Here is a 22,395-nt window from a genome sequence, read left to right on the forward strand (position 1 = left end):
TAGGGATAAAATTGGATTCGTTAATTTGGGATTTGGGATTTGGGATTTGGGATTTGTGATTTGGGATTTGTGATTTATTATGATGGGGCGAACTTGCAGTATATAATAGGAATGAAGCTTTATTGACCCATTCTGCATAACCAACAATAAAATTTTTGTTGATATGGTGGATGCTGACCACAAATAAGTTACGGGCCGGCACAAGTTTCTATATTTTGCCCATGGCACACGTACTCACGGAAGAAATATATTCTTGCTCAACGCGATCCAGAACGATGTTAAATGGAGGTAAAGTCATTACAATGGAAGCGCAGCAGCCAATGATGCAACTCGACTTAAGCCCCTTGCCAAAAGGAGCTTATTTATTAAAAATAGAGACTTAAACTGGCATGGCGGTAAAGACCAAAGGATTTTAAAAAAAATTATAAAAGGTTTAAAGATTGCTTTTTTGCCGCACGAGAGAATGTAGACAAAAAGGAAGACGACGCAGTTTAAGATAATACGAAAATCTGGAAAATCAAAGTTTTAAATTACTGATTTTAAGCGATATATTTAGTTTGGCTTTTGCTGTATTATAATTTATTCCAGTTTAAGACTTCAGGATACCTACATAATTTTTCCTACCATTTAATTAACATTTAATCGATTTTAATTGGCAGTTAATCGAGATGGGTTGGTTATCTTTGCGGGCTTAAATTTTTTTGAGACGAGTATAGCGCTGGTTTTAAATTTTATTGACTACAATGTGAAAGTCATTAAGAAACACTAATATAAGGTGGGATAATGAAGTTTAGTTTAATTATTTTTAAATGAGCTTAAGACAACAAGCAATCAATGGCGTAATATGGACCTTTGCTCAGCAATTTTCTGTGCAAATTATCAATTTTGGAATGCAAATTGTTTTGGCTCGTTTACTAATGCCAGAAATGTTTGGGTTAATTGCGATGATTAACATCTTTATTTCAATTGGACAATTGCTAATGGATGGTGGGATGACCACTTCTTTGATAAGAACTAAAAATTCTGATAACAAAGATTACTCTACAGTCTTCATGACTAATTTATCGGTAAGTATTTTTGTTTATTTAATTGTTTTTGCTTGTGCTCCCTTAATTGCTGATTTTTATGATCAAGCTATTTTAACGGAAATAGTTAGGGTATTTGCTCTAATGTTTGTGATTAATGCTTTTTCAGCTGTTCATGTGGCAAAACTCACCAAAGAAATGAATTTTAAAAAGCAAATGACCTTTCAAATTCCATCTACGGTAATTGGAGCCATAACGGGAGTCACTTTAGCTTTATTGGGCTATGGGGTGTGGAGTTTGGTCTGGTTGAATTTGGCACAAGTAACAGCTTTAAGTTTGCAGTATTGGCTAATGACCGATTGGAGGCCGTCTTTTATTATAGATAAAAGCAAACTAAAATATCATTTTAATTTTGGTTATAAAATGACACTCTCGGGATTGCTGGATAGAATATATAATAATGCTTATAATATTGTAATTGGGAAATTCTTTAGTCCAGCTCAAGTTGGCTTTTTCTATCAAGCAGAATCAATGCGATTGTTCCCAGTAAACCAAATTGGTAGTGTATTGGGAAAAGTTACATACCCAATGTTTGCTAAAATTGAAACCGACAAGGAATTAAAAAATGCTTGCAAGAAAACGATGAAACTGGTTTTGAGCGTAGCCATTCCAGTAATGTTTATTTTAATTCTTGTGGCAGATGATTTATTCTTGTTGGTATTTGGTGAAAAATGGATGCCTGCAGTACCTTATTTTAAAATATTAGCGATTGCTTCTATAGTGCGCCCTATTAGTGGTTACAATCTTAATATCCTTAAGGTAAAGGGAAGGAGCGATTTGTTTTTAAAAGTTGAAGTAATCAAAAAGATTCTTGGTGTAGCTGCTATTGCTATAGCCCTACCATTTGGCATTATGCCCTTAGTGATTTCTTTAACAGTAGTTTCTTATTTGTTTGTGATGGTTAATATGATTGTTTCTGGACGACTGATTAATTATAAAGTTTATGAACAGTTAAAGGATATTAGTTTATTGTATTGTATTGGATTTGTTGTTACCGTTATTTGTTATTTTATCCTTCCTTATATGTCAACTAATATTTTAATTGTTAATTTATTAATAGGTGCGATTTTTTATGGGGCAACATATGTTCTTTTGTTGTTCTTATTTGAAAGGCAGGTTATACATTTAATAATAGGACTGTTGAAAAAATAGTAGGAAAATGAAAAAAAAGAAAGTTGTCTATATTGTTTTAGGCTTATCATTGATTTTGAATATCCTATATTTTAAGTTTGATACTTTTGATTATTTATGGCCTAAAATTCAGGCCAGATACTTTCCTGAAGAAACTATAAATGGATACAACAAAGAAATTGAAAAGAAAATAATTGATGTGTCCATAAATATGCTTGATAAAGATCCAGTCATGATTTGGAGTGAACCCAAAGGCTTCACACAAACGCTTTTGTCCAGCAACCATATCACCAGTACAGCTGAATTTAGATTACATAATTATCCAAGAGCATATTTATACTACGGTTTATCAGAATACTTAATTAAAAATAATAATCAAAAGAAATTGTTAGAACTAAAAAAATCATTTGATAAATTATATGATTTTGATAATTTAAATGAGATTAAATTTTACCGAATCGATCAAGTACCATTTGGATTAACAGCTTTAAACTTATATAAACATTTTAAAGAAGATAAGTATTTAAAATTTTCTAAAACTCTTTATCATTTTATTCTGGAATATCAAGAGCAAGATGGTATAATATCATATAGAAAAGGTAAGCATACCGTATTGAATGATATGTTAGGGATGATTATTCCTTTTCTTATAAAATTTGATGAATATAATAAGAATAATGAAAAATTTCCTATTGTAAAAAAACAATTGGACTATTTCATTAAATATGGAATTGACACAAAAACATATATGCCTTCGCACGCTATTAATAAAGATGTAAAAGTTAAAGTCGGTTCGATAAATTGGGGGAGAGGAATTGGCTGGTACGCAATAGCCCTTTCTCAATATTATCTATCAACTGGGGAATATGAGATTGAAATTAATGGATTATTATCTACATTAAAATCTTTAAAGAATTCTGAACAATTATGGAGTCAATTTCCTGGAAATTACGAGAGATTTGATGCTTCGACAACTACAATGATTTTATATTCAAATGCAATTATGAATACAACAGTTCTAAATAAACAAGAAATATTTAAACTTTTGAAAAATTATATTTCAAAAGACGGTTTAATTCTGGAAACTTCCGGAGATACCTATGCTGTTAATAATTATTCCAACACTTATGGAAAAAGCGAACTGTCGCAAGGGATGTTACTTCTTTTATTAGCTAATTCAAAATAAATGAAATGAAAAGAAAGATAGCGATATTAACACAACCATTACACGATAATTATGGTGGATTATTACAGGCATATGCATTATCAAAAACGTTAAATCAATATGGAGATGTACTTATTATAAACAGATGGGGCGGACATAATTCATACATTAAAAAATTTGCTTCAAAAATAAAACACTCATTGATTAGAAACCCAAACATTCCAACAAAATCACAAAAGGCTATAATATCTCAACATACAAATGCATTTAGAGAAAAGTACATTCCTAATATTAGCCAAAGAATTACGACAGATAAAGGAATGAGAGAACACAGTAAGATGGGTTTTAACACTTATGTAGTTGGCAGTGATCAATGTTGGCGGCCCAACTATTCTCCAAAAATAACTAATTTTTTTTTAGACTTTGTGAGAGATAAACAGAACTTAACCAGAATATCCTATGCCGCATCTTTTGGAACTTCAGAGTGGGAATTTAATGATGAACAGACGAAAATTTGCAAAGACTTAATACAAAAATTTGAGGGTGTCTCGGTAAGAGAAAGTTCTGGCGTACAGCTTTGCAAAAATCATCTAAATAGTGATGCAATACATGTTTTAGACCCAACTATGCTTTTGGATATTGAGGAGTATAAAAAATTGACGGAATCTGAAAATGTATCAAAAAGTATGGGTAATTTAAAAGTATATGTATTAGATAAGTCTGTGGAAAAAACTAAATTAATTGAATATGTTACTGAAAAACTAAATCTTAAATCCTTTGAAGTAATGCCCGATAAACGCATGAGGAATGCAAGAGTAACTTCTAATAACGTAAACGAATTTATTTATCCTTCGCCTCTAGTTTGGCTTAAAGGGTTTCAAGATGCCGAATTTGTGATTACCGACTCTTTTCACGGAACTGTATTTTCTATTTTACATAACTTACCTTTTATAGCCATTGGAAATGAACGGCGTGGACTTTCCCGCTTTGAATCCTTGCTTCAAATGTTTGGTTTGGAAGATAGGTTACTTATTGAATATAATATTGAAAATGCCAATGAAATTTTAAAAAGAAAAATTAAATGGTCTGAAGTTAATAATAAGCTTGAAAAGGAAAGAAAGAAAGCGAAAAACTTTTTAAATACATATCTAAAATAATATGTTTTCAGTAATCATTCCATTATACAATAAAGAACTAAGTATATATAATACAATACAGTCCATATTAATTCAGTCTTACAAAGATTTTGAAATTGTTATTGTAAATGATGGTTCTACCGATAAAAGTGTAGAAGTGGTTGAGAAAATCAAAGATGATAGAATTCGTTTGATCCATCAAGAGAATCAAGGTGTTTCTGCTGCTAGAAACACAGGAATTAAACACGCAAAACACGAATGGATTTGTTTTTTGGATGCGGATGATTTGTGGGAGAAGGAGCATTTGGATGAATATTGTCAGGTATTAATTAAACATTCTCAAATACATTGGATGTTTTCAGGCTTCACTTCAAAAAACAAAAATAAACGCTGGAAATATATTTATTATAAAAATGGATTTCTTAACAATGTGTTTGACGGTTTACTTAATGGATTAAAAATTCATACAAGTACAGTTTGTGTAAAGAAAAAACTCTTTGATATATATCCTGATTTATATTTTAGGGAGGGTCTTAATAATTCGGAAGATAGAGAGGTGTGGTATAAACTATGCTGTATAGATCGATCTCCTTACAATATATCTAAATCATTATCTATTTATGATGTAAATGTGAGTGGATCGTTAACTAAAAACAAGACGGAAACAGTAAAAGCTCACTTTTTAAATATGAATAAACGCTTATCTGAATTTCATTCCTACGTCTCTCTAGACGATAGTGATAAAAAAAAATTTGAAAATTTCATTTTTAACTTCAATAGAACCTTAATAAAAAGCGCATATATTGGTGGATTTATAAAAGATGATTATAAAGATTATTTAAACAAGTTTGAGTATAATTTTTTTTCTTACACTATTAATTTTAATAAAACTATAAAGAAAATAATAATTAAACTCTGTTGAGTAACCTCATTTATTTGTTTTGAAAATTATGAAGTTCTTAAGCCAAAAACGGATGGCAGTGACCATTCTATAATTGAAGAGTATGTTGGGATTAACTAAAAGCAATATATTTATTATTATCCTTTTCAGAAAAATGATTTATTATTAATTAGATGCTTAGAAAGCTAATATTTATAGGTTTAACCGTATTCTTATGTGTTTACTACTTTGTACCTGATGAAAGAATGGACAAAGGGGTAATATTAACTCTACTTCTGTTAGTAACTGTGGTAACTGCAATGTTTTTTACTAGAAGAGAAACAGAACCATTTCTGAAAGCTCAATTCTTTAAGCATTCTAACCTAGCGGTTTTGGGGATTTTAATTGTTAATTTCCAGTATTATATTGATTATTTGATTGGTAACATTCCTTCCAGCAATGATTTTATTTTTGTAAATCCACAAATTGTAATCAAATCTCTTACCCTATCAATTATTGGTCTTTTGATGTTTTATTTAGGTTATCTAAGTTTTAATAAAAGAAAAAAGCACATTGTTCAAAAGAAAAATGAACAGATTATTAAAACAAGATTTCTAGAGGTTTTAGTGTTGGTATTTCTGATATTGTTTTTTTTAACTATTAATGTAAATTATGTTTTAGGTGGCTATGGTACTGAAACTATCGGACAGAATGCTTTGTACATCTCACTCCTGTTAAAAATTTTTATAATAGCAATTGTAATACAAAAATCAAGAAATTTAATCTTGATGAAAAAAACCAAATTGAGTTTTAAAAGTTATTTGTCCTATTTGGGGCTAATTACAAACATGTCTTTAACATTATATCTTTTTACTGTAATACTCAGTGGAGACAGGGGGCCATTAATTACCTTTGTTTTAATTATTTTGGCTGGGTATTTATTTGTTACAAGACGTAAATTAAAAACAAAATATGGAATCATTTTTGTAATAATAGGAGCAAGTTTTATTACACTATTGGGTATTGTTAGAACATTTGACTCTAATTTATCTTTTTTAGATAAACTGCAATTAGCTTTTCAAGAGAATCCTTTTAGCATCGAAGAATCTTTTTTACCACAAACCAAGGAATTGGCAGGGTCTGTTAAAGCTAATCACCACGCCTTGGATTTTGTTCCTAAACAGCACGACTTTTTGTATGGAAGGTTTCAATTTCAACAAATAACTGTAGCAATACCTTTTTTCAATATTTTTAATAGCCTAATATTTCAAGATGATTCTAAAAAGTATGCAGGGTCAGCTTCATTTGTCACATGGATTTTTCAAGGGGATAAACCTAGTTATGGAAATGGGACTTCGGTTATAGCAGATTTTTATTTTGATTTTGGATTAATTGGGGTAATTTTCGGCATGTTTCTTTTCGGATATTATATGCGTTTCGCTGAAATTACAATGTACACATATCAATTACCTTCTTTATTGGGACATTCCTTTTTTATGGTTTATATTGGTAGTGCAATATACATTTCTAGGTCATCTTTTCTTTTCGAGTTTAGAACTGTTGTTTGGGTTTGTGCAATATTATTAATTAATCAATACTTTTTTAATAAAAAACAGTATACTAAAGCTTGAGTATTAATGATTAAGAAAAATTTCTGTTTTTTTGTTTCAACACTTGATAGTGGGGGGTTAGAAAATTATTTATTGCGATTTTTGGAATATAAAGCTTCGGATTTTAATAAAATAGTTATTTTTTGTAAAGCAGGGAGGGGAGGACAGCTAGAAAAGCGCTATTCTTCTATATCTAATTTAATTATATATAAAAAAAAAATAGGTTTCTTTAATCCTAAAGACTATATTTCTTTATACACCTTTTTTAAAAAATCTAAAATAGACACTATTTGTGATTTTACAGGAAATTTTGCAGGATTAATTTTATTTACGGCAAATCTTGCCACCATAAAAAAACGAGTTGTTTTTTATCGAGGGTCAACAAATCATTTCAATGAATCTAAATTAAGATTGCTATACAACAAGTTTGTAAAAAACTTGACCTACAGATACGCCACAAATATCTTATCAAACTCTAATGCCGCATTTGATTTTTTCTTTTCTCATGATTGGAGAAATGACACTCGTTTTAAGGTAATTTATAATGGTATAAATCCTCAACAATTTATAGAAGAAAAAGAAAATTTGAGAAATGAATTCAATATTCCTAAAGACGGTTTCGTAGTTGGTCATACCGGAAGATACAATATGGCCAAGAATCATCAAACAATTCTAAAAGTCGCAAAAGAATTATGTACTAAATATAATGATATCTATTTTCTATTATGTGGTAATGAAGTGAAGGATAAATTAAAAGCTAAGGTTAAGAAAGAAAAATTAGAAGATAGAATTATTTTACAAAACAATCGGGAGGATATACCTAAAGTTTTGAATACAACCAACTGTTATTATTTCCCATCAATTACAGAGGGTCAACCAAACTCATTAATTGAAGCGATGGTTTCGGGAATCCCAATAATAGCCTCAAATATTGAACCGATACTTGAAACTACTCCAAAGGCAATCCATCATCGGTTTAAAAACCCCATGGATGTTGAGGGATTTGTAGCTGAAATTGAGAAAATCTATTTAAATAGAGACAATATTTCCTCTTATTGTTGTACCGAATGGGCCAGGAAACATTTTGATCATAAGGTATTATTTGAAAAATTTTATAATGAATTGTGAATATGGAATTAGTATTTGTTACTGAGGCAAGATTTGTAAAAAATAGACTTGGAGATTATTATGCGGATAGTTCTTTTAATTATGAATTATGGAATCGTTATTTAGAATCATTTTCTAAAATAGCAATCATGGCTCGGGTGAAGAGGGATGATGATTTTAGAGCCAATTCGTCTCTATTGTCTTCTGGGAAAAATGTCTCCTTTATTGAATTACCTTATTATATAGGACCTTTACAGTATTTTTTAAACTTAAGAAAATTAAAGAAAGTAATTAAACAAACTATTAATAAATCAAATGCCACATTTATATGTAGGGTTCCAGGCAATATTGGCGATTTAGCAATTAGATGCTTAATTAATAAAAATAAGAATTATGGATTAGAAGTAGTTGGTGATCCTTGGGATGTTTTTGCTAGAGGTAGCATTAAACATCCTTTAAGAAGTTACTTACGAAAAATATCATATAATTCATTAATTTATAATGTTCAAAATGCGTCAGCAGTACTTTATGTTACCAATGAAACTCTGCAAAAAAAATATCCGGTAAGATCGAATACTTTTGAAATTTCGGCTTCTAATGTTAATATAGATGATTCTTTAATTGCGGTTGATCCTAAATCACATTCTTTTAAAAATGAATATCAAATTATTTCCATTGGATCCCTTGCTCAAATGTATAAATCTCCTGACATCTTAATCAAAAGCATTAGGATGCTTAAAAATAAAGGTATAAATTGTAAGCTAATCTGGTTGGGAGATGGTGATTTTAAAGAAGATATGGAATTTTTTGCTAAAGAGTTGAATTTGGATAATGATATAACTTTTTTAGGTAACGTTGATAAAATAAAGGTTCGAGAATATTTAATTCAGTCAGACATTTTTGTACTAGCCTCGCGTACGGAAGGACTTCCAAGAGCAATTATTGAAGCAATGTCGGTTGGTCTACCTTGTATCGCCACAACTGTTGGTGGTATTCCAGAATTATTGGATAATGCAGTTTTAGTCCCAAAAGACAATGCTGATGCAATGGCAGAAAAAATTAAAAAATTAATTGAAATTCCAGAGTTCTATAATGAACAAGCAAGTTTAAATTTAAGACGATCGCATAATTATAAGAATAGTGTCTTAAGAGATAAACGAAAACAATTTTATCAATATCTAATTAATTTGAGAAATTAATAAAATGCATATTCTCCACTTAATAAAAACTAGTGAAGGGGCGACTTGGGCTGTGAGGCTGCTACAAGAAATCCATAAAAGACATGATGACATTACTTTTAGCGTTGTTGTTCCAAAGGGAGGAAAACACTTTCACGAGTATTTAAGTTTATGTGAAAATGTTTATGAGTTTTCATATACCATTGATTGGGATTTATTAAATGCAGGAAAGACATTTAAAAAAATAGTTTTAAAAGAAAATCCCGATATAATTCATAGTTGGTTTACTCAAACGACCTTGTATGCGCGTCTATTTTTGAGAGATATCAAAATTCCTAGAATTTTTCAGGTTGTTGGTCCTGCACATCTTGAAAATTCATTATTCAAGTGGGGTGATTTAAGAAGTGCCCAAAATAATGATTACTGGATTGCAACATCAAGATATATCTATAATATCTATATTAACGCAGGAATATCTGAAAATAAATTATTCTTGAATTATGCATTTATTGATGTTGAAAATATATTAAAAGCTAAAGAACAGATTCAACCTAAAAATTTTAGAAAAGAATTTAATTTAGCCGAGGATATCAAAATCATTGGAACCGCATCATATATTTATCCCCCTAAATTTTATGAAAAAAGTGGAGTCAAAGGGCATGAATACCTGTTACAAGCATTTAAATTTTTGATAGAAGAAAGGGATGACGTTGTTTTAGTAATTGCTGGTTCAACTTTCGGTAATAATTGTTCGTATGAAAATAAGTTGAAGGAATTAGCTGAAGAGATTGGGAATGAAAAAATATTCTTTACTGGTAGATTTGATCATATTTATGAAGTAATATACAACTTCGATGTATTTGTTTATTTGTCAAAATCTGAAAATTTAGGCGGTGTATATGAAAGTTTGCTTTTTGAGATCCCTACAATTTCTTCCAATAAAGGAGCTTTGCCAGAATTGGTAATTAATAATGAAACTGGCTTTAATGTTGACCCTTCTAATTATGAGGAATTAATACAGAAAATCAATTTATTATTGGATAATGATTTCCCAATGTATAGAAAAAGAGGTAAAGAATTGGTATTAGAAACTTTTAATAAAAATGATATTATAGCTAATACCTATAAATTATATAAAAATATAATCACTAAAGAAATAAATATATAACGATTGCTAACATTAAGTAAATCAAATGAATTTATTCTAATCTTTATTATTTTCATTTTCTATTTTGAATTATGTACAATTCTTTTCTTAAACCTCTTTTCGATTTTATATTCGCCGTTTTAATTTTATTGATTCTAAGTCCAATATTTTTATTGGTTTGGCTATGCTTAACAATAGTAAACAACGGAAAATCTTTTTTTTATCAACGACGCCCAGGCAAAGGAGAAAAAATCTTTACTATCGTCAAGTTTAAAACAATGACCGACAGTAGGGCCAGTAGCGGTAAATTACTGCCCGACGCACAACGCCTTACAGCTATAGGCAGTTTTGTACGCAAAACCTCCTTAGATGAACTGCCCCAATTACTAAACGTTTTAAAAGGCGATATGAGCTTCGTGGGGCCAAGGCCGTTATTGCCCGAATACTTACCTTTATACAATGACAGGCAAAGAAAGCGGCATAACGTAAAACCTGGAATTACCGGCTTGGCTCAAGTAAATGGCCGCAATGCCATCAGTTGGGAACAGAAGTTTGAATATGACATTTGGTATGTAGAAAACCAAAGCTTTGCGTTAGATTTGAAAATTCTTTTTAAAACTGTACAAAAGGTATTTAAAAGTGAAGGGATTGCGCAGGAGGGGCAGGTTACTGCGGAGCGGTTTACAGGGACAAAATAGCTTTAGGCTATAAGCTTTAGGTTTTAGGCAGAAGGGAAGGTGTAATTATAAAATATTTAAAGGATGATATTATTTGGCGCCAGTGGGCATTGTAAATCGGTTATTGATATTGCAGAATCAATAGGAGAGCGTATTAGCGTGGTTTATGATGATAATCCAAAAGCAGCGGCTGTGTGCCATATTCCTGTCAAGAAATATATGGATGGAACCGACGGTACTGACGAATCTTGGATAATTAGCATTGGGAACAATAGAATTCGAAAGAAAGTAAAGGAAAAACTGCAATGTGATTTTGGGCTACTTAAACATAAAACAGCCACAGTTTCTAAATGGTCAACGATAGGTGAGGGAACTGTGATCATGGCGCAGGTAGTTATCAATTCATGTACTTCGATAGGGGAGCATTGCATCATCAACTCTGCTGCCGTTATTGAACACGATTGTCAGATAGAAAACTTTGTACATATTTCCCCCAATGCCAGTTTGGCTGGTGGCGTTACCGTTGGCGAGGGTACGCATATTGGAATTGGCGCCTGTGTGCTGCCGGAAATCAAAATAGGAAAATGGGCTACTATTGGAGCTGGAGCGGTGATAATAAAAGATGTTCCCGATGGGGCAGTTGTTGTGGGAAATCCTGGAAGGGTTATCCATGATCAATAAACAATTTGTCTGGGCCGTCTATTTTCAATGCTCTTAAATAGGACAGGAATTGTCCTGCTTGAACCGATTTGTGATATCCAATCCACTAAATGCATCACATCTAAATCCTCTAGCATTTTACAAATGCATCAATTACCCAATTGAATACTTTCCCCATCCCAACAAACAACCATTTATCCAAATCTACAAAGGGTACAAAGCAAACCGATATAAACAACAAATGAGTCTCCCTTAAAGCCTTAAATATAATTTATTTATTTTTTTTTAAATTAGAACCGTTTAAAACCATACCTCTTAGTTTCATAACCAACCAACCAACCAACCAACCCACCAACCAACCCAACCAACCTAACCAACCCAACTCAACAATGAGAATTCCTTTACCCTCCTACCTAAAACTCTTTCTATTTGTTTTTTTGTTTTTTCAATTGTTATGGGGATATTCCCAAACAGTAACTAAACTATTTGACTTTAATGCTGTGAACGGAAAAAGGGCCTATGGCGACCTGATAAGTGATAACACCTTTTTTTATGGTACTACCACTGAAGGGGGAACACATGAAAAAGGGGTTGTATTTAAAATAAAGGTTGACGGCACCGATTTTATGAAGCTACACGATTTTAATGATACCGATGGAGCAAAACCTTATGATGGTTTAACCCAAATTGGGGCTGAGCTCTTTGGGGTTACGCTTCGTGGTGGTCCAGACAATGAAGGTGTTATTTTTAGGTTGAATACCAATGGTTCCAATTATACCATTTTAAATCATTTTTCGGGTAATGCAGGCGGTTCCCTACCCAACGGAACGCTGTATTTTGACGGCACTTTTCTTTATGGCACTACCTATTCCGGAGGCTCAAATGCTGGTGGAGGCACCATTTATAAGCTAAAACCCGACGGCTCCAATTTTACGACCATCCACAGTTTCAGCGGGAGCAATCCTATAAACGGGGCGCAGCCACAAGGTGAATTGATCTTTGATGGCATCTATTTTTATGGAGTAACTTTTAATGGGGGTACAAATAGCAAAGGGATAGTCTATAAAATCAAACCCGATGGCACCGATTTTACGAAACTGTTGGATCTTATTGGGAACAATGGCGTTAATAATGTGGAACCAAGTGCGCTTTTATTGCACAATGGCTTTTTATACGGATGTGGCTTTTTGGGAGGGGCCAACGAAAATGGATTTATTTATAGGATTAGTACCCAAGGTACCGATTATATGATATTGCATGATTTTGATATTTCCTCCGGCATAAAACCGCACTGTAAGCTAACTTTTGTAAACGAATATCTATATGGCACTACAACTGCGGGGGGGCTGACTGGGGGTGGTGTACTTTTTAAAATTAAACCGGACGGCTCAGATTATACCGTACTTTATAATTTTGGTACAGAAAGCGGGTATAATTGTTGGAGCTCCCTGCTTTATCGAGGTAATCATCTATATGGTATTACCGCAAGCGGCGGTAGCAATAACGATAATGGCACTATTTTTCAATTGGATGATGGCCTGCCGCTTGCGGTTCCAAATTTTGACAAAAGCGTTACTATATCCTTGTATCCAAATCCCGTAAAGGACATTTTGCATATAAGCTTACCGGAAAACAAAGAGACCAAAGTAAAACTATATGAAGCAAGGGGAAGGTTGCTTTTGGAACAGACCATATACAATAGTGCCCTGTTAGATATAGGAAATTTTAAAACTGGGGTATATATAATTGAGGTAGGGAATAAAGCCTATAAAGTGCTTAAGCAAGGCGGTGGGTTTTAAGCTAAAGTTAATCCCTGCAACAATTAAAAGCTTCGCTGCGGAAACAAATATTGAATTTAGATGTAAATTGGATTAGGGAGAGCTATTACTATAAAAACTATCAAATTCTAAATCTTTTTAAACTCAAGGGTATTTTCCCGGGGAGCGCTTTTATAAAGGGTGACCTTCTATACAGAGCATTTGTAATGCGAATAACCACCAATATCTAACTTTCACTTCACATCGCTGGTGCGGTTGTTCCGCCCAGGTCCTCCGTAACGATAAGCCTATAAACATTGAAGCATAAGCGAAATGCTAACGAACTAAAAATCCTAACTGTTTAAGTCCGGAGAATACCTATTAATTAAACTTAGATGCAATGCTTTTTTGGCGGTCTTTAAAAGTTCTTCCACTTCAGTAGCTGTGGTATTTCGTATTTTGGCAATTTCTTCCAGTTCCAGATGCTGGTTTGTATACAATTCAAAAACATTTTGTGATGCCAAGGGTAAATTATGCAACACCATGTTGATGTGATTTTGAATTGCTTCCTCACTAATATCTTCATCTATTTTCTCAAACAAACCCTTCTCATTGTCCTCTATAAAAACTTCATTCAAATTATAAACATTATGGTTATACCACATATCATCAAGTTCTTCAATCATCAGTAAATCACCACCGCCGTCTGTACTGTATTTTTCCTGCATTTCATCCCACTCAGCTTTGGAATAGGAGTCAATATTTTTAAGAAAAAAATCATCGTACTCCTCATCTACGATAGTCTCTTCCAAAAGTTCATTGGTTTTTTTGAACAACCATAGATAGAAATATTTTTCATGTGCAACCTCTTCAATATTATCGTAGATTTCAATAAATAATTGATCGATAAAGTCATCCGCTTTATACTTGCCTTTGGAAAATTTTCCTTTTTTTATTGCGCTATTCAATCTTTCATTTATGTATTGCCTTATTTGGGGCATTATTTTTAATACCAATTCATTAAAAGACGCTTGTTTGCCTTCTTTTTTTAATTGAATAAGATCCGTAAAAGTATTGGTTACCAATAAACGGAACTCTTTTTTACTTTGGAAATAGGAAGTATTGGGTTTCATAATTTCTGTTCTTAAATTTTGAATACTAAAGATAGGCTCATATCGTTGGAGATAAAATGACATATATCAGTAATAATGACGCGTCCGGAATAAAGGCTAAACAAATTATTGGCTTAGCACCCCTAGGTGACCTTCTTTTAAAGTGCTATGAGTAAATACAATCCACTTTGGGAATTTGTTCAAGAGAATGGCAACCCACAAATAAAATTAACTTTTGATGAAATACACAGAATCATAGGAATTGGGATAGACCATTCATTTTTGAATTACAAAAAGGAATTGACCCAATATGGTTACCAAGTAGGAAAAATATCCCTTAAAGATAAAACAGTGATTTTTAATAAAATAAACTAATAAAAACAAAAACAATTCCCCAACTATCAGTTCACACTTCCACCAATTAAATATTCAACTTTCTGACAATTCTAGGACAAAATGTGAAAAACTGACCACTGAACACTATCAAAAAAACCCTCCAAAAAAGAGGGTTTTCACACCAAATTTTATTCCTCATTAAGCTTTTTAATCCGTCTATCTACCCATTTTAAAAATACAGTAACAAAAAAACTGCTTAAGGTTCCAATAATGGCCATACATACGGTCACTATAATATCATCAATGGGTAGATTTGGTAAAATCCCGAAAACTATTCCGCCAATAATTCCTACTCTATAAGTGTCCATAATTCCTGGCTTATCGGTCGGGATCAAGCAATGGGTTCCTTTCAGGTATGGCAGTCGGGCCAAAGGGCTCGTGGTTGTCTTCCCAGTCATCCTCATCCCGGATTACAGCCTGACAGATTACGGTCGCAACCATTCCGGCAACCATAACATAGCCCGCCAGTTTTATAACGGGAGCGGGGAGAAGCCCTGGGGCAGCTAATATGCTAACTCCCAACGAAGTCAATGCCATTCCCACATTTCTGATAAAACGGAAAAATTTCGGTGTTGGTTGTTCCAATCGTTCAAAAAAATTCATGAGTTTAGTTTTTCAATGTTATATGATAAATCCGCCCACCCACCCTTTTTATTAATTGTTTAACCATTGGTCAGCGCCCCGAGAATTCGGAACAAATGGTCAAAAACAATGCTTCATGCGCTTCCCGAAAGGCCTCTATCCGCAGTAACACCCTGTTCAATGCATTTTGCGATCCCAGACCTTTACCCAATCCTGTCAATTGGGACATAGGAGCAATGACACCCCCCAAATCTTCGCTCCCTTCAGTTAAGGGTCTGATTAGAATTCCTTTTCTCCCATATACATTTTTCAACAATAAATGATGCCTGTATTCCGGTGAATAAAAAGTCTCCATTTCATAGGTGCCATCGGGAATACATGAATTCCCGCTATCATTTGGCAACCAAGGAAGCTCAAGACAAAAACATAAAAATTGGCCTTTGTGGAATAAAGCTCCGTGGCTTGCCATTTTATAATGGGTGCGGTGCAGATAAAAGTCCATCTTGAAATTTTTACGGCAATTGATCTACACCTACAATCGCTAGGGCATTGAACGAACCATTCCTCAAGGAATACATTTCACCGTTCACCTCTTGAAAGAAACTTACCCCTATCACCTGTATTATAGGTAGGGTAGTGCCGGCGGTCACACTGGAAGTCAAATTAATAGCTGGCTGCAATTGCTGATCCCACGGTAGTATTGCCGAAAGTTCATGGTCCTCCTCAAAAGTTACGCCCGCAAAGTCCAGGGCACATATACCAGCCGCCAATTGAATATGGGTAGTTCCTCGTGGGGCATCAATGGTTTCAATGGGTACAAATGCGTCAATCGCAACATCCAAGGTGCCCGTTGCCCGATCAAAAGTAGGGGTGTACCCATTAAAAAACACGGTGTTCAGTTTTCCCTTAAGGTTAAAATCAAACCCGGTCAATAAGCTCATGTCGCCATCTTGGACGGTGCGTTTCCCCCTGTCGTTCAACTGATCCGATTTAACGATTGCCATTAATTGTTTAACCAATCGCGAAGTCAGCCTATTGTCACTTGCCTGTCGCAGTAACAAGCGTTCAGCTTTCCGTATCAATTGCCCTCCCTTTCCGGCGGTACCAAATTCCATCCCATTTTCACGGGTACGTTGAAAGGCAGGATCCGTTTCAATGCGTTTTTTGTCAATTCCGCCTTTTTCACGGACCATATATCCGTCTTGCGTTTTGTAAAAGGTATAATCTCCTATTGTACCTTTAAATTTTACAATTCCTTTCTGTTTTGCCATAATAACAAATTTTTAAGTTAAACATAGCACAAACCTACAACGCCAAAACGCCCATCCAATCTCGTAAAACACAGCTTTCACCATTTTGCAGAATGCTGCACATCATTGCGTATATAGCCATAAATCAACACGTTCTGTATATAACTGCAGTACCTAAAATCCCAATCAATGCTGGTCTATTCAATTTTGTAGCGAAGCAAAACAATTTATAAAAGATCTCCACTTTCAGCTGAACTTCCCATTTCCCGAATTAACAATTCCACAATCCAAAAATCCAACAATCCAACAATCCATCCAGAACGTCATTACGAAGAAGCGACCCAAGGAGCGACTGAAGTAATCTCTCGAGGTATGGGCACAATCATTATAACAAGTAGCTACCCAATATTTCAAACAATAACAACTCAATGATCCACAATTCCAAAAATCCACAATTCCAAAAATCCAAAAATCCAAAATCCAATTGCTAATTGTTCATTGAAGTCAACTTTAATCAGGCACCAATACTAAAACGTGCTTCATAGCTATAACTATTTGTTCTTATTAAAGATATTGAAGACTGTTGTCGCAATCAACCCGTTTGTTTGTCGTATTTACACAGTAGACCAGGCACCAATTCCTCGTATCTTTGGAATAGGATAAATTATTGACCGCCATGGATATGTCCCTAAATTTAAAAATGAGACAGATTATAACACCCTAAAGAAATTAGTATGACGGCAAAAGAAGATTTTTTACGCAAATTTAATGAGGCCTATGCGAAAAGTGATACCGATTTTTTGATTGCCCACGTTACCAATGATATTGAATGGACGATTTATGGCGACAAGACAATTTCCGGTATCCAGGATTTTAAAACGGCAGTGGAGAAAATGAAAAGTCAAGCAAAGGTAGTTTTGAAGTTAGATCAGATAATCACCCACGGCAAAACCGCCGCCGTAAATGGAATGATAAAAATGACAGGGAACGGAAAAACTTCCACCTATGCCTTTGCGGATATATATATTTTAAGCGGCTTCAAAAACCCAAAAGTAAAACAAATGAAATCGTATTTAATTAAAATTGGGAACGATGAAAAATAAAGTAAAAACCTTTTGGATAAACCTTCCCGTAAACGATGTGAAAAAGTCAAAGGAATTCTTCAGGAAGCTGGGCTTTTCCGAAACGGAGCGCCAACCCCCAAATAACGAATACGCAGGCTTTTATTTGGATGAAAGGAAAACGGTACTGATGCTTTTTCCGAAGGAACGCTTTGCGCAATTTGCGGGCAACCCCATTTCCGATACCCATAAAGGCACGGAAGTATTTTTAAATATTGATGCTCCCACGCGGGAATATGTGGATGAATTTGCAACAATAGTGAAGGAAGCTGGCGGTACGGTATATGCAGCGCCTACCGGGGTTGATGGATGGATGTATCTAATGGGGTTTATAGACCTGGATGGCCACCGCTGGGGAATGCTTTATATGGATAATTCCAAAATGCCTTCGGAATAGTATATCATATTCTAACCAAACGAAATAAACAAAAAACCCTAAACCATGAAACAACAAATTTTTATAAACCTTCCCGTAAGGGATTTGGACAAATCGAAAGCATTTTATGTGAGCCTAGGATTCACCATAAACCAACAGTTTTCAGATGAAACAGGGGCGTGTGTGGTGATTTCGGATACCATTTTTGTCATGCTGCTTACGCATGATAAGTTCAAACAGTTCACCCCTAAGGAAATTGCCGATGCCCATAAAACCACCGAGGTCCTCAACGCCCTAAGTGTAGCGAGCAAAGAAAGGGTGGATGAACTAATGGAACTGGCTCTCAACAATGGTGGTACCCCAAATGGTCAGACTCAGGAATATGACTTTATGTACGGCCGCGACTTTAACGACCCGGATGGCCATATTTGGGAACTGTTTTATATGGATATGGAGAAATTACCTAAATAATGCCGAGGGCAATATGTTCGGCATCCATTCCATGGAGGAAGAGCAAGGACAATACATTTTTCAATAGCGAAAAGGAAATGGGCAACATTGTTGAAATATTCCAAACAAACATTTCGAACTTTAAGGACGCAGCCAAAATAACATCGACAATCCAAGGACATTTTCCTTTTTACGATACAAATTTTGATTTGGAGGACAGTGATAATATTCTTAGGATAGAAGCTGCTGAGCCTATAGATGCCTCGGGAATTTGTGAGTTACTCTCCAAGGCCGGTTTCAAGGGAACTTTATTGACCTAAACGGCAACAGAAAATTAAGTTCAATTTTTCGTAAGCCAATAGCGTGCACTTTTAAATTAAATGCTCTAGGCTGTAGGCTTTAGGCTTTAAGCTTTAAGCAAGAGTCCAACAATCTAATAATCCAACCATCCAATTAGGCTATAAGCTATAGGCTAAAAGCTGTCTGCTAGAGTCCAACAATTCAACTATTCAATTAAAAGATTCCACAATCCAACAATCCAGCCATCTAATCATCCAAAAATCCAATTGTTAATTGCTAATTGTTAATTGTTCATTGAAAAACCCATTTACAGAAAATCATGAGGAGAAGCAGAATGCTGGCATCAAAAATAGTAATAGATAAAAAATCATCTTTCTATACACGATACTAACTATATGTAAAGAAATTTCGAAAAACCGAACACAAATCAATAACATGTATAGAAAATCTAATTATCTTTACATATAATATGTTGTACCTAAAGTACTAATTATGAACTGGAAACCACAAAACCTTCCATATCCACAAGCGCTGGAAAGTATTAAAATACTAAAGCTTTTACCGGAAGCGCATCGCGCCTTGGCTGAATTAAAAGGAGTGGCACAATCTATACCACGACAAGATATTTTGATTAATACACTTGCCATACAGGAAGCAAAAGATAGTTCAGCAGTGGAAAATATCGTCACCACTCACGACGAAATTTATAAAGCCAGTATGGGTATTGAAAATATTACCTCTAGTAAGGCCAAGGAAGTCCAAAATTATATTGCAGCAATGAAAAAAGGATTTGCCCTTGTGGCAAGTCATAACTTTTTAACACTGAATCATATTAAGGAAATCCAAGGCATATTGGAAAACAATAATGCGGGATTTCGAAAAGTTCCTGGCACAACGTTAAAGAATCAAGATACCAATCAAGTAGTATATACTCCGCCACAGAGCAAGGATGAAATAGATAGGCTTATGCAAAACTTGGAAACCTATATCAATAATCCTGATCTTTTGCCCTTAGACCATTTGATTAAAATGGCGGTATTCCATTTTCAATTTGAAAGCATCCACCCTTTTTATGATGGTAATGGCCGCACGGGGCGGATTTTAAACATATTGTACTTAATACAATATCAATTGTTGGAAATACCCATCCTATATTTAAGTAAATATATTATACAGCATAAGAATGATTATTACCGCTTACTTCAGCAAGTACGCGATGACGGACAATGGGAAGAATATCTTTGTTATATGCTTACCGCCGTAACTGTTACGGCAAAAGATACTTTGCAAAAAGTAAAAAATATAAAAGCCGCAATGGCACAGTATAAAATCATCTTACGGTCCAACTATAAGTTTTATAGCCAAGATCTACTCAATCATTTATTTAAACAGCCTTACACAAAAATAGAATTTTTACAGCACGAATTAAATGTTTCGCGGATTACGGCAGCTAACTATTTGAATCAATTGGCTAAAGATGGCCATCTTACAAAACACAAAATTGGAAGGGCAAATTATTATGTGAATGCTTCTGTTTTAAATGCTTTAAATTAATGATTTTAAAATTTAGATGGGCTTTCTCACTTGTGTTTATAGCCAGGTGTTCTAAGAAAACCACCTATCATAAAGCTTTATAGATTAACTTTTAACGGGAGGTTCTATCAAATATAGGTTTTAGCTGTAAGCTATAGGCTTTAAGCAAGAATCCAACAATCTAATAATCCAACCATCCAACCATCCAATTAGTCTGTAGGCTTTAAGCTGCTGCAATTGCTTAACTAGTTAGTTTGTTCTTTTTTTTTATTAGAAAGGGAGGAAGTCGGGGTTTAGATATTCCTTTTTTGCTTTTTCTGAATTGTATATATCAAGACTGTAATGAAAAGCTATCAGTTCCCGGAAGTTATTTTTTAATCGGGGGAATTTTGTTATAAAGTCCGTAAAACTATCTGTATCTGATTGACACATAAAATGATGTACTGCCTTTATGGCTGCTACTGTTAGCGTTGTGTTGTATTTGTGCTTTGCCCCGGCAAAAGCCACAAACTTTTTTAATTGGCTCTGGATATTCCTTTCGGCCTGGAGAAGGCCGTATTTATCAATGTGGATATAGGCCAAGCGCAAGTGAGCCTCGTGGGTAAAGTGTACGGGATCAAATTGACAGCTACTGAATTTTTTCTCGAACTCGGAGTCCGATAGGGTATAGTGATTTTCCATGGGTGGATATAATTTCTGGCTATTTTTGTTATTCACTTTTGCACGTCTTACATTTTTGGGTTTTGGGTTGTGAAAGATGATGCTAAAGATGGGAATAAATATAAAACAAAAATATTACTGCAATATTCCATCTTTGGAGAACTGGAAAGCACCAATTGAAATATGTGAGTCTGCTCGATTCTTATTCATTAATACTAAAAAACCACACCATTTAACAATTCTCCCCAGATTGTTAGTGGTGTGGTTTAGGTAAGGAATGAACTGGAAAATAATTATGGACTTTAGATTCCTCTTTCCAATAGTGGCTAAACAATTCCTAGATATAAGATATGCTGATTTATTTAATACATAATATCAGAATTCATTCCTTGTTTTTTAAATTGGATAGGCTTCGACTTTCTGATTCATTGTCATTTTTTACTTTGATATAAGCCCATATAGCACAGATGGGATTGGTTATTAATAGTCCAAATCCAAATGTGAATAAAAAAGTAAGCCCTGTAATAACAAACATTATAACGGCGCCAGTAAGTGTGGCATAAAGCATTCCTAACGGTCCGAAAAAGAAAGCTAGGATAGCCGCTGTACCAGGACTTTTCTGGGTTTTAACTATGATGGTTTGATTTTCCATAATATGTTGCTTTAAATTATTGCTTTATATAAATACCGGTATTGGTCTCATTAAAAAACATTGTCATTGTTATTCCTGAAACGGAGAAGGGAAAAGTTTCTCCAAATTCCTCAATGGTCCCATCTTTACCATCAAATGTATAGGTGCCCTCAACTGGTCTACTATCACCCGGTTCATAAAATGAGTATTCTGAATTATTAATAAAAGTGTAAGTTCCATCATCACTTCTTTCACCTTTCCATACTGTATTGGCTAGAGAATTTGAACCTATATCATTGTCATCATCTTTTTTACAGGAGGTTTGTAAAAGCATTGCAATACTGATCGTTAAGATTAAAAATGTTGTTTTCATATTAGTAATGGATTATATTAATGTTAAAAATTATTTATTTTGAAAGAAGGAAATGAGGAATTATCCTAAAATTCCAAT

Annotated in this window: 26 protein-coding genes; 18 read left to right on the forward strand and 8 right to left on the reverse strand. The window is 33.9% G+C overall.

Features of this window, described 5'->3' with window-relative positions; translation table 11 throughout:
• The first annotated feature begins 221 nt into the window (after nucleotides 1-221).
• From JK629_RS11490 to JK629_RS11545, 12 genes are all read left to right on the forward strand, one after another.
• Complete coding sequence (locus JK629_RS11490; RefSeq protein WP_202335763.1) at nucleotides 222-383, forward strand: T9SS type A sorting domain-containing protein; 162 nt, start codon at nucleotides 222-224, stop codon at nucleotides 381-383.
• Nucleotides 384-809: 426 nt separating this feature from the next.
• The gene (locus JK629_RS11495) at nucleotides 810-2,237 is read left to right on the forward strand and encodes a lipopolysaccharide biosynthesis protein (RefSeq protein WP_202335764.1); all 1,428 of its coding nucleotides are present in this window, start codon (nucleotides 810-812) and stop codon (nucleotides 2,235-2,237) included.
• A gap of 7 nt (nucleotides 2,238-2,244) precedes the next feature.
• The gene (locus tag JK629_RS11500) at nucleotides 2,245-3,402 is read left to right on the forward strand and encodes a glycoside hydrolase family 88 protein (RefSeq protein WP_202335765.1); all 1,158 of its coding nucleotides are present in this window, start codon (nucleotides 2,245-2,247) and stop codon (nucleotides 3,400-3,402) included.
• A gap of 5 nt (nucleotides 3,403-3,407) precedes the next feature.
• On the forward strand, nucleotides 3,408-4,538 hold the full coding sequence (locus JK629_RS11505) for a polysaccharide pyruvyl transferase family protein (RefSeq protein ID WP_202335766.1): 1,131 nt from the start codon (nucleotides 3,408-3,410) through the stop codon (nucleotides 4,536-4,538).
• A gap of 1 nt (nucleotide 4,539) precedes the next feature.
• Entirely contained in the window at nucleotides 4,540-5,439 is a 900-nt protein-coding gene (locus JK629_RS11510) for a glycosyltransferase family 2 protein (protein WP_202335767.1), read from the forward strand.
• A gap of 224 nt (nucleotides 5,440-5,663) precedes the next feature.
• A complete protein-coding gene (locus JK629_RS11515) occupies nucleotides 5,664-7,028 on the forward strand; it encodes an O-antigen polymerase (protein WP_202335768.1) in 1,365 nt (454 codons plus the stop codon).
• A 6-nt stretch (nucleotides 7,029-7,034) separates the two neighbouring features.
• Complete coding sequence (locus JK629_RS11520; RefSeq protein WP_202335769.1) at nucleotides 7,035-8,135, forward strand: glycosyltransferase; 1,101 nt, start codon at nucleotides 7,035-7,037, stop codon at nucleotides 8,133-8,135.
• A gap of 2 nt (nucleotides 8,136-8,137) precedes the next feature.
• Entirely contained in the window at nucleotides 8,138-9,313 is a 1,176-nt protein-coding gene (locus JK629_RS11525; RefSeq protein ID WP_202335770.1) for a glycosyltransferase, read from the forward strand.
• A gap of 4 nt (nucleotides 9,314-9,317) precedes the next feature.
• Entirely contained in the window at nucleotides 9,318-10,460 is a 1,143-nt protein-coding gene (locus tag JK629_RS11530; protein WP_202335771.1) for a glycosyltransferase family 4 protein, read from the forward strand.
• Between the two features lie 71 nt (nucleotides 10,461-10,531).
• Nucleotides 10,532-11,137, forward strand: a complete 606-nt coding sequence (locus JK629_RS11535) for a sugar transferase (RefSeq protein WP_202335772.1) — start codon at nucleotides 10,532-10,534, stop codon at nucleotides 11,135-11,137.
• 63 nt (nucleotides 11,138-11,200) lie between these two features.
• The gene (locus JK629_RS11540) at nucleotides 11,201-11,797 is read left to right on the forward strand and encodes an acetyltransferase (RefSeq protein WP_202335773.1); all 597 of its coding nucleotides are present in this window, start codon (nucleotides 11,201-11,203) and stop codon (nucleotides 11,795-11,797) included.
• A gap of 368 nt (nucleotides 11,798-12,165) precedes the next feature.
• On the forward strand, nucleotides 12,166-13,575 hold the full coding sequence (locus JK629_RS11545) for a choice-of-anchor tandem repeat GloVer-containing protein (RefSeq protein ID WP_202335774.1): 1,410 nt from the start codon (nucleotides 12,166-12,168) through the stop codon (nucleotides 13,573-13,575).
• Between the two features lie 311 nt (nucleotides 13,576-13,886).
• Here JK629_RS11545 and JK629_RS11550 read toward each other — a convergent pair whose 3' ends face one another.
• Complete coding sequence (locus JK629_RS11550) at nucleotides 13,887-14,666, reverse strand: sigma-70 family RNA polymerase sigma factor (protein WP_202335775.1); 780 nt, start codon at nucleotides 14,664-14,666, stop codon at nucleotides 13,887-13,889.
• A 147-nt stretch (nucleotides 14,667-14,813) separates the two neighbouring features.
• On the opposite strand from JK629_RS11550, the gene JK629_RS11555 reads away from it, so the two are divergent.
• Nucleotides 14,814-15,020, forward strand: coding sequence for a hypothetical protein (locus JK629_RS11555; RefSeq protein ID WP_202335776.1), 207 nt, complete (start codon nucleotides 14,814-14,816; stop codon nucleotides 15,018-15,020).
• Nucleotides 15,021-15,169: 149 nt separating this feature from the next.
• Here the strand turns inward: JK629_RS11555 and JK629_RS11560 are convergent, their stop codons facing one another.
• From JK629_RS11560 to JK629_RS11575, 4 genes are all read right to left on the reverse strand, one after another.
• Nucleotides 15,170-15,349 carry a hypothetical protein gene (locus tag JK629_RS11560; RefSeq protein ID WP_202335777.1) on the reverse strand — a complete coding sequence of 60 codons (180 nt, stop codon included), beginning with the start codon at nucleotides 15,347-15,349 and terminating at the stop codon, nucleotides 15,170-15,172.
• A 10-nt stretch (nucleotides 15,350-15,359) separates the two neighbouring features.
• The gene (locus JK629_RS11565; RefSeq protein WP_202335778.1) at nucleotides 15,360-15,644 is read right to left on the reverse strand and encodes a hypothetical protein; all 285 of its coding nucleotides are present in this window, start codon (nucleotides 15,642-15,644) and stop codon (nucleotides 15,360-15,362) included.
• A 70-nt stretch (nucleotides 15,645-15,714) separates the two neighbouring features.
• Nucleotides 15,715-16,125, reverse strand: coding sequence for a DUF5675 family protein (locus tag JK629_RS11570; RefSeq protein WP_202335779.1), 411 nt, complete (start codon nucleotides 16,123-16,125; stop codon nucleotides 15,715-15,717).
• A 10-nt stretch (nucleotides 16,126-16,135) separates the two neighbouring features.
• Entirely contained in the window at nucleotides 16,136-16,894 is a 759-nt protein-coding gene (locus tag JK629_RS11575; RefSeq protein WP_202335780.1) for a hypothetical protein, read from the reverse strand.
• Nucleotides 16,895-17,607: 713 nt separating this feature from the next.
• On the opposite strand from JK629_RS11575, the gene JK629_RS11580 reads away from it, so the two are divergent.
• From JK629_RS11580 to JK629_RS11600, 5 genes are all read left to right on the forward strand, one after another.
• Nucleotides 17,608-17,976, forward strand: coding sequence for a nuclear transport factor 2 family protein (locus JK629_RS11580; protein ID WP_202335781.1), 369 nt, complete (start codon nucleotides 17,608-17,610; stop codon nucleotides 17,974-17,976).
• The gene (locus JK629_RS11585; protein ID WP_202335782.1) at nucleotides 17,966-18,391 is read left to right on the forward strand and encodes a VOC family protein; all 426 of its coding nucleotides are present in this window, start codon (nucleotides 17,966-17,968) and stop codon (nucleotides 18,389-18,391) included. Before JK629_RS11580 ends, JK629_RS11585 begins: the two co-directional genes overlap by 11 nt.
• A 45-nt stretch (nucleotides 18,392-18,436) precedes the next feature.
• Nucleotides 18,437-18,841: a VOC family protein gene (locus JK629_RS11590; protein WP_202335783.1), complete on the forward strand. Its 405-nt coding sequence runs from the start codon at nucleotides 18,437-18,439 to the stop codon at nucleotides 18,839-18,841.
• Entirely contained in the window at nucleotides 18,841-19,140 is a 300-nt protein-coding gene (locus JK629_RS11595; RefSeq protein WP_202335784.1) for a hypothetical protein, read from the forward strand. Before JK629_RS11590 ends, JK629_RS11595 begins: the two co-directional genes overlap by 1 nt.
• A gap of 472 nt (nucleotides 19,141-19,612) precedes the next feature.
• On the forward strand, nucleotides 19,613-20,674 hold the full coding sequence (locus JK629_RS11600; protein ID WP_202335785.1) for a Fic family protein: 1,062 nt from the start codon (nucleotides 19,613-19,615) through the stop codon (nucleotides 20,672-20,674).
• 249 nt (nucleotides 20,675-20,923) lie between these two features.
• Here the strand turns inward: JK629_RS11600 and JK629_RS11605 are convergent, their stop codons facing one another.
• The 3 genes from JK629_RS11605 to JK629_RS11615 form a co-directional block, all read right to left on the reverse strand.
• The gene (locus JK629_RS11605) at nucleotides 20,924-21,334 is read right to left on the reverse strand and encodes a hypothetical protein (RefSeq protein WP_202335786.1); all 411 of its coding nucleotides are present in this window, start codon (nucleotides 21,332-21,334) and stop codon (nucleotides 20,924-20,926) included.
• 361 nt (nucleotides 21,335-21,695) lie between these two features.
• On the reverse strand, nucleotides 21,696-21,965 hold the full coding sequence (locus tag JK629_RS11610; protein ID WP_202335787.1) for a hypothetical protein: 270 nt from the start codon (nucleotides 21,963-21,965) through the stop codon (nucleotides 21,696-21,698).
• A gap of 16 nt (nucleotides 21,966-21,981) precedes the next feature.
• Nucleotides 21,982-22,278: a hypothetical protein gene (locus JK629_RS11615; RefSeq protein WP_202335788.1), complete on the reverse strand. Its 297-nt coding sequence runs from the start codon at nucleotides 22,276-22,278 to the stop codon at nucleotides 21,982-21,984.
• Between the last annotated feature and the right edge of the window lie 117 nt (nucleotides 22,279-22,395).

Origin of the sequence: Aequorivita iocasae (assembly GCF_016757735.1) — a bacterium.
In the GTDB taxonomy this organism is placed as follows: domain Bacteria; phylum Bacteroidota; class Bacteroidia; order Flavobacteriales; family Flavobacteriaceae; genus Aequorivita; species Aequorivita iocasae.

Bases quoted from the DNA above. Each gene is read 5' to 3' on its own strand.
- JK629_RS11490 (WP_202335763.1), top strand. From the start codon at position 222: ATGGCACACGTACTCACGGAAGAAATATATTCTTGCTCAACGCGATCC.
- JK629_RS11495 (WP_202335764.1), top strand. From the start codon at position 810: ATGAGCTTAAGACAACAAGCAATCAATGGCGTAATATGGACCTTTGCT.
- JK629_RS11500 (WP_202335765.1), top strand. From the start codon at position 2,245: ATGAAAAAAAAGAAAGTTGTCTATATTGTTTTAGGCTTATCATTGATT.
- JK629_RS11505 (WP_202335766.1), top strand. From the start codon at position 3,408: ATGAAAAGAAAGATAGCGATATTAACACAACCATTACACGATAATTAT.
- JK629_RS11510 (WP_202335767.1), top strand. From the start codon at position 4,540: ATGTTTTCAGTAATCATTCCATTATACAATAAAGAACTAAGTATATAT.
- JK629_RS11515 (WP_202335768.1), top strand. From the start codon at position 5,664: ATGGACAAAGGGGTAATATTAACTCTACTTCTGTTAGTAACTGTGGTA.
- JK629_RS11520 (WP_202335769.1), top strand. From the start codon at position 7,035: ATGATTAAGAAAAATTTCTGTTTTTTTGTTTCAACACTTGATAGTGGG.
- JK629_RS11525 (WP_202335770.1), top strand. From the start codon at position 8,138: ATGGAATTAGTATTTGTTACTGAGGCAAGATTTGTAAAAAATAGACTT.
- JK629_RS11530 (WP_202335771.1), top strand. From the start codon at position 9,318: ATGCATATTCTCCACTTAATAAAAACTAGTGAAGGGGCGACTTGGGCT.
- JK629_RS11535 (WP_202335772.1), top strand. From the start codon at position 10,532: ATGTACAATTCTTTTCTTAAACCTCTTTTCGATTTTATATTCGCCGTT.
- JK629_RS11540 (WP_202335773.1), top strand. From the start codon at position 11,201: ATGATATTATTTGGCGCCAGTGGGCATTGTAAATCGGTTATTGATATT.
- JK629_RS11545 (WP_202335774.1), top strand. From the start codon at position 12,166: ATGAGAATTCCTTTACCCTCCTACCTAAAACTCTTTCTATTTGTTTTT.
- JK629_RS11550 (WP_202335775.1), bottom strand. From the start codon at position 14,666: ATGAAACCCAATACTTCCTATTTCCAAAGTAAAAAAGAGTTCCGTTTA.
- JK629_RS11555 (WP_202335776.1), top strand. From the start codon at position 14,814: ATGAGTAAATACAATCCACTTTGGGAATTTGTTCAAGAGAATGGCAAC.
- JK629_RS11560 (WP_202335777.1), bottom strand. From the start codon at position 15,349: ATGGACACTTATAGAGTAGGAATTATTGGCGGAATAGTTTTCGGGATT.
- JK629_RS11565 (WP_202335778.1), bottom strand. From the start codon at position 15,644: ATGAATTTTTTTGAACGATTGGAACAACCAACACCGAAATTTTTCCGT.
- JK629_RS11570 (WP_202335779.1), bottom strand. From the start codon at position 16,125: ATGGACTTTTATCTGCACCGCACCCATTATAAAATGGCAAGCCACGGA.
- JK629_RS11575 (WP_202335780.1), bottom strand. From the start codon at position 16,894: ATGGCAAAACAGAAAGGAATTGTAAAATTTAAAGGTACAATAGGAGAT.
- JK629_RS11580 (WP_202335781.1), top strand. From the start codon at position 17,608: ATGACGGCAAAAGAAGATTTTTTACGCAAATTTAATGAGGCCTATGCG.
- JK629_RS11585 (WP_202335782.1), top strand. From the start codon at position 17,966: ATGAAAAATAAAGTAAAAACCTTTTGGATAAACCTTCCCGTAAACGAT.
- JK629_RS11590 (WP_202335783.1), top strand. From the start codon at position 18,437: ATGAAACAACAAATTTTTATAAACCTTCCCGTAAGGGATTTGGACAAA.
- JK629_RS11595 (WP_202335784.1), top strand. From the start codon at position 18,841: ATGCCGAGGGCAATATGTTCGGCATCCATTCCATGGAGGAAGAGCAAG.
- JK629_RS11600 (WP_202335785.1), top strand. From the start codon at position 19,613: ATGAACTGGAAACCACAAAACCTTCCATATCCACAAGCGCTGGAAAGT.
- JK629_RS11605 (WP_202335786.1), bottom strand. From the start codon at position 21,334: ATGGAAAATCACTATACCCTATCGGACTCCGAGTTCGAGAAAAAATTC.
- JK629_RS11610 (WP_202335787.1), bottom strand. From the start codon at position 21,965: ATGGAAAATCAAACCATCATAGTTAAAACCCAGAAAAGTCCTGGTACA.
- JK629_RS11615 (WP_202335788.1), bottom strand. From the start codon at position 22,278: ATGCTTTTACAAACCTCCTGTAAAAAAGATGATGACAATGATATAGGT.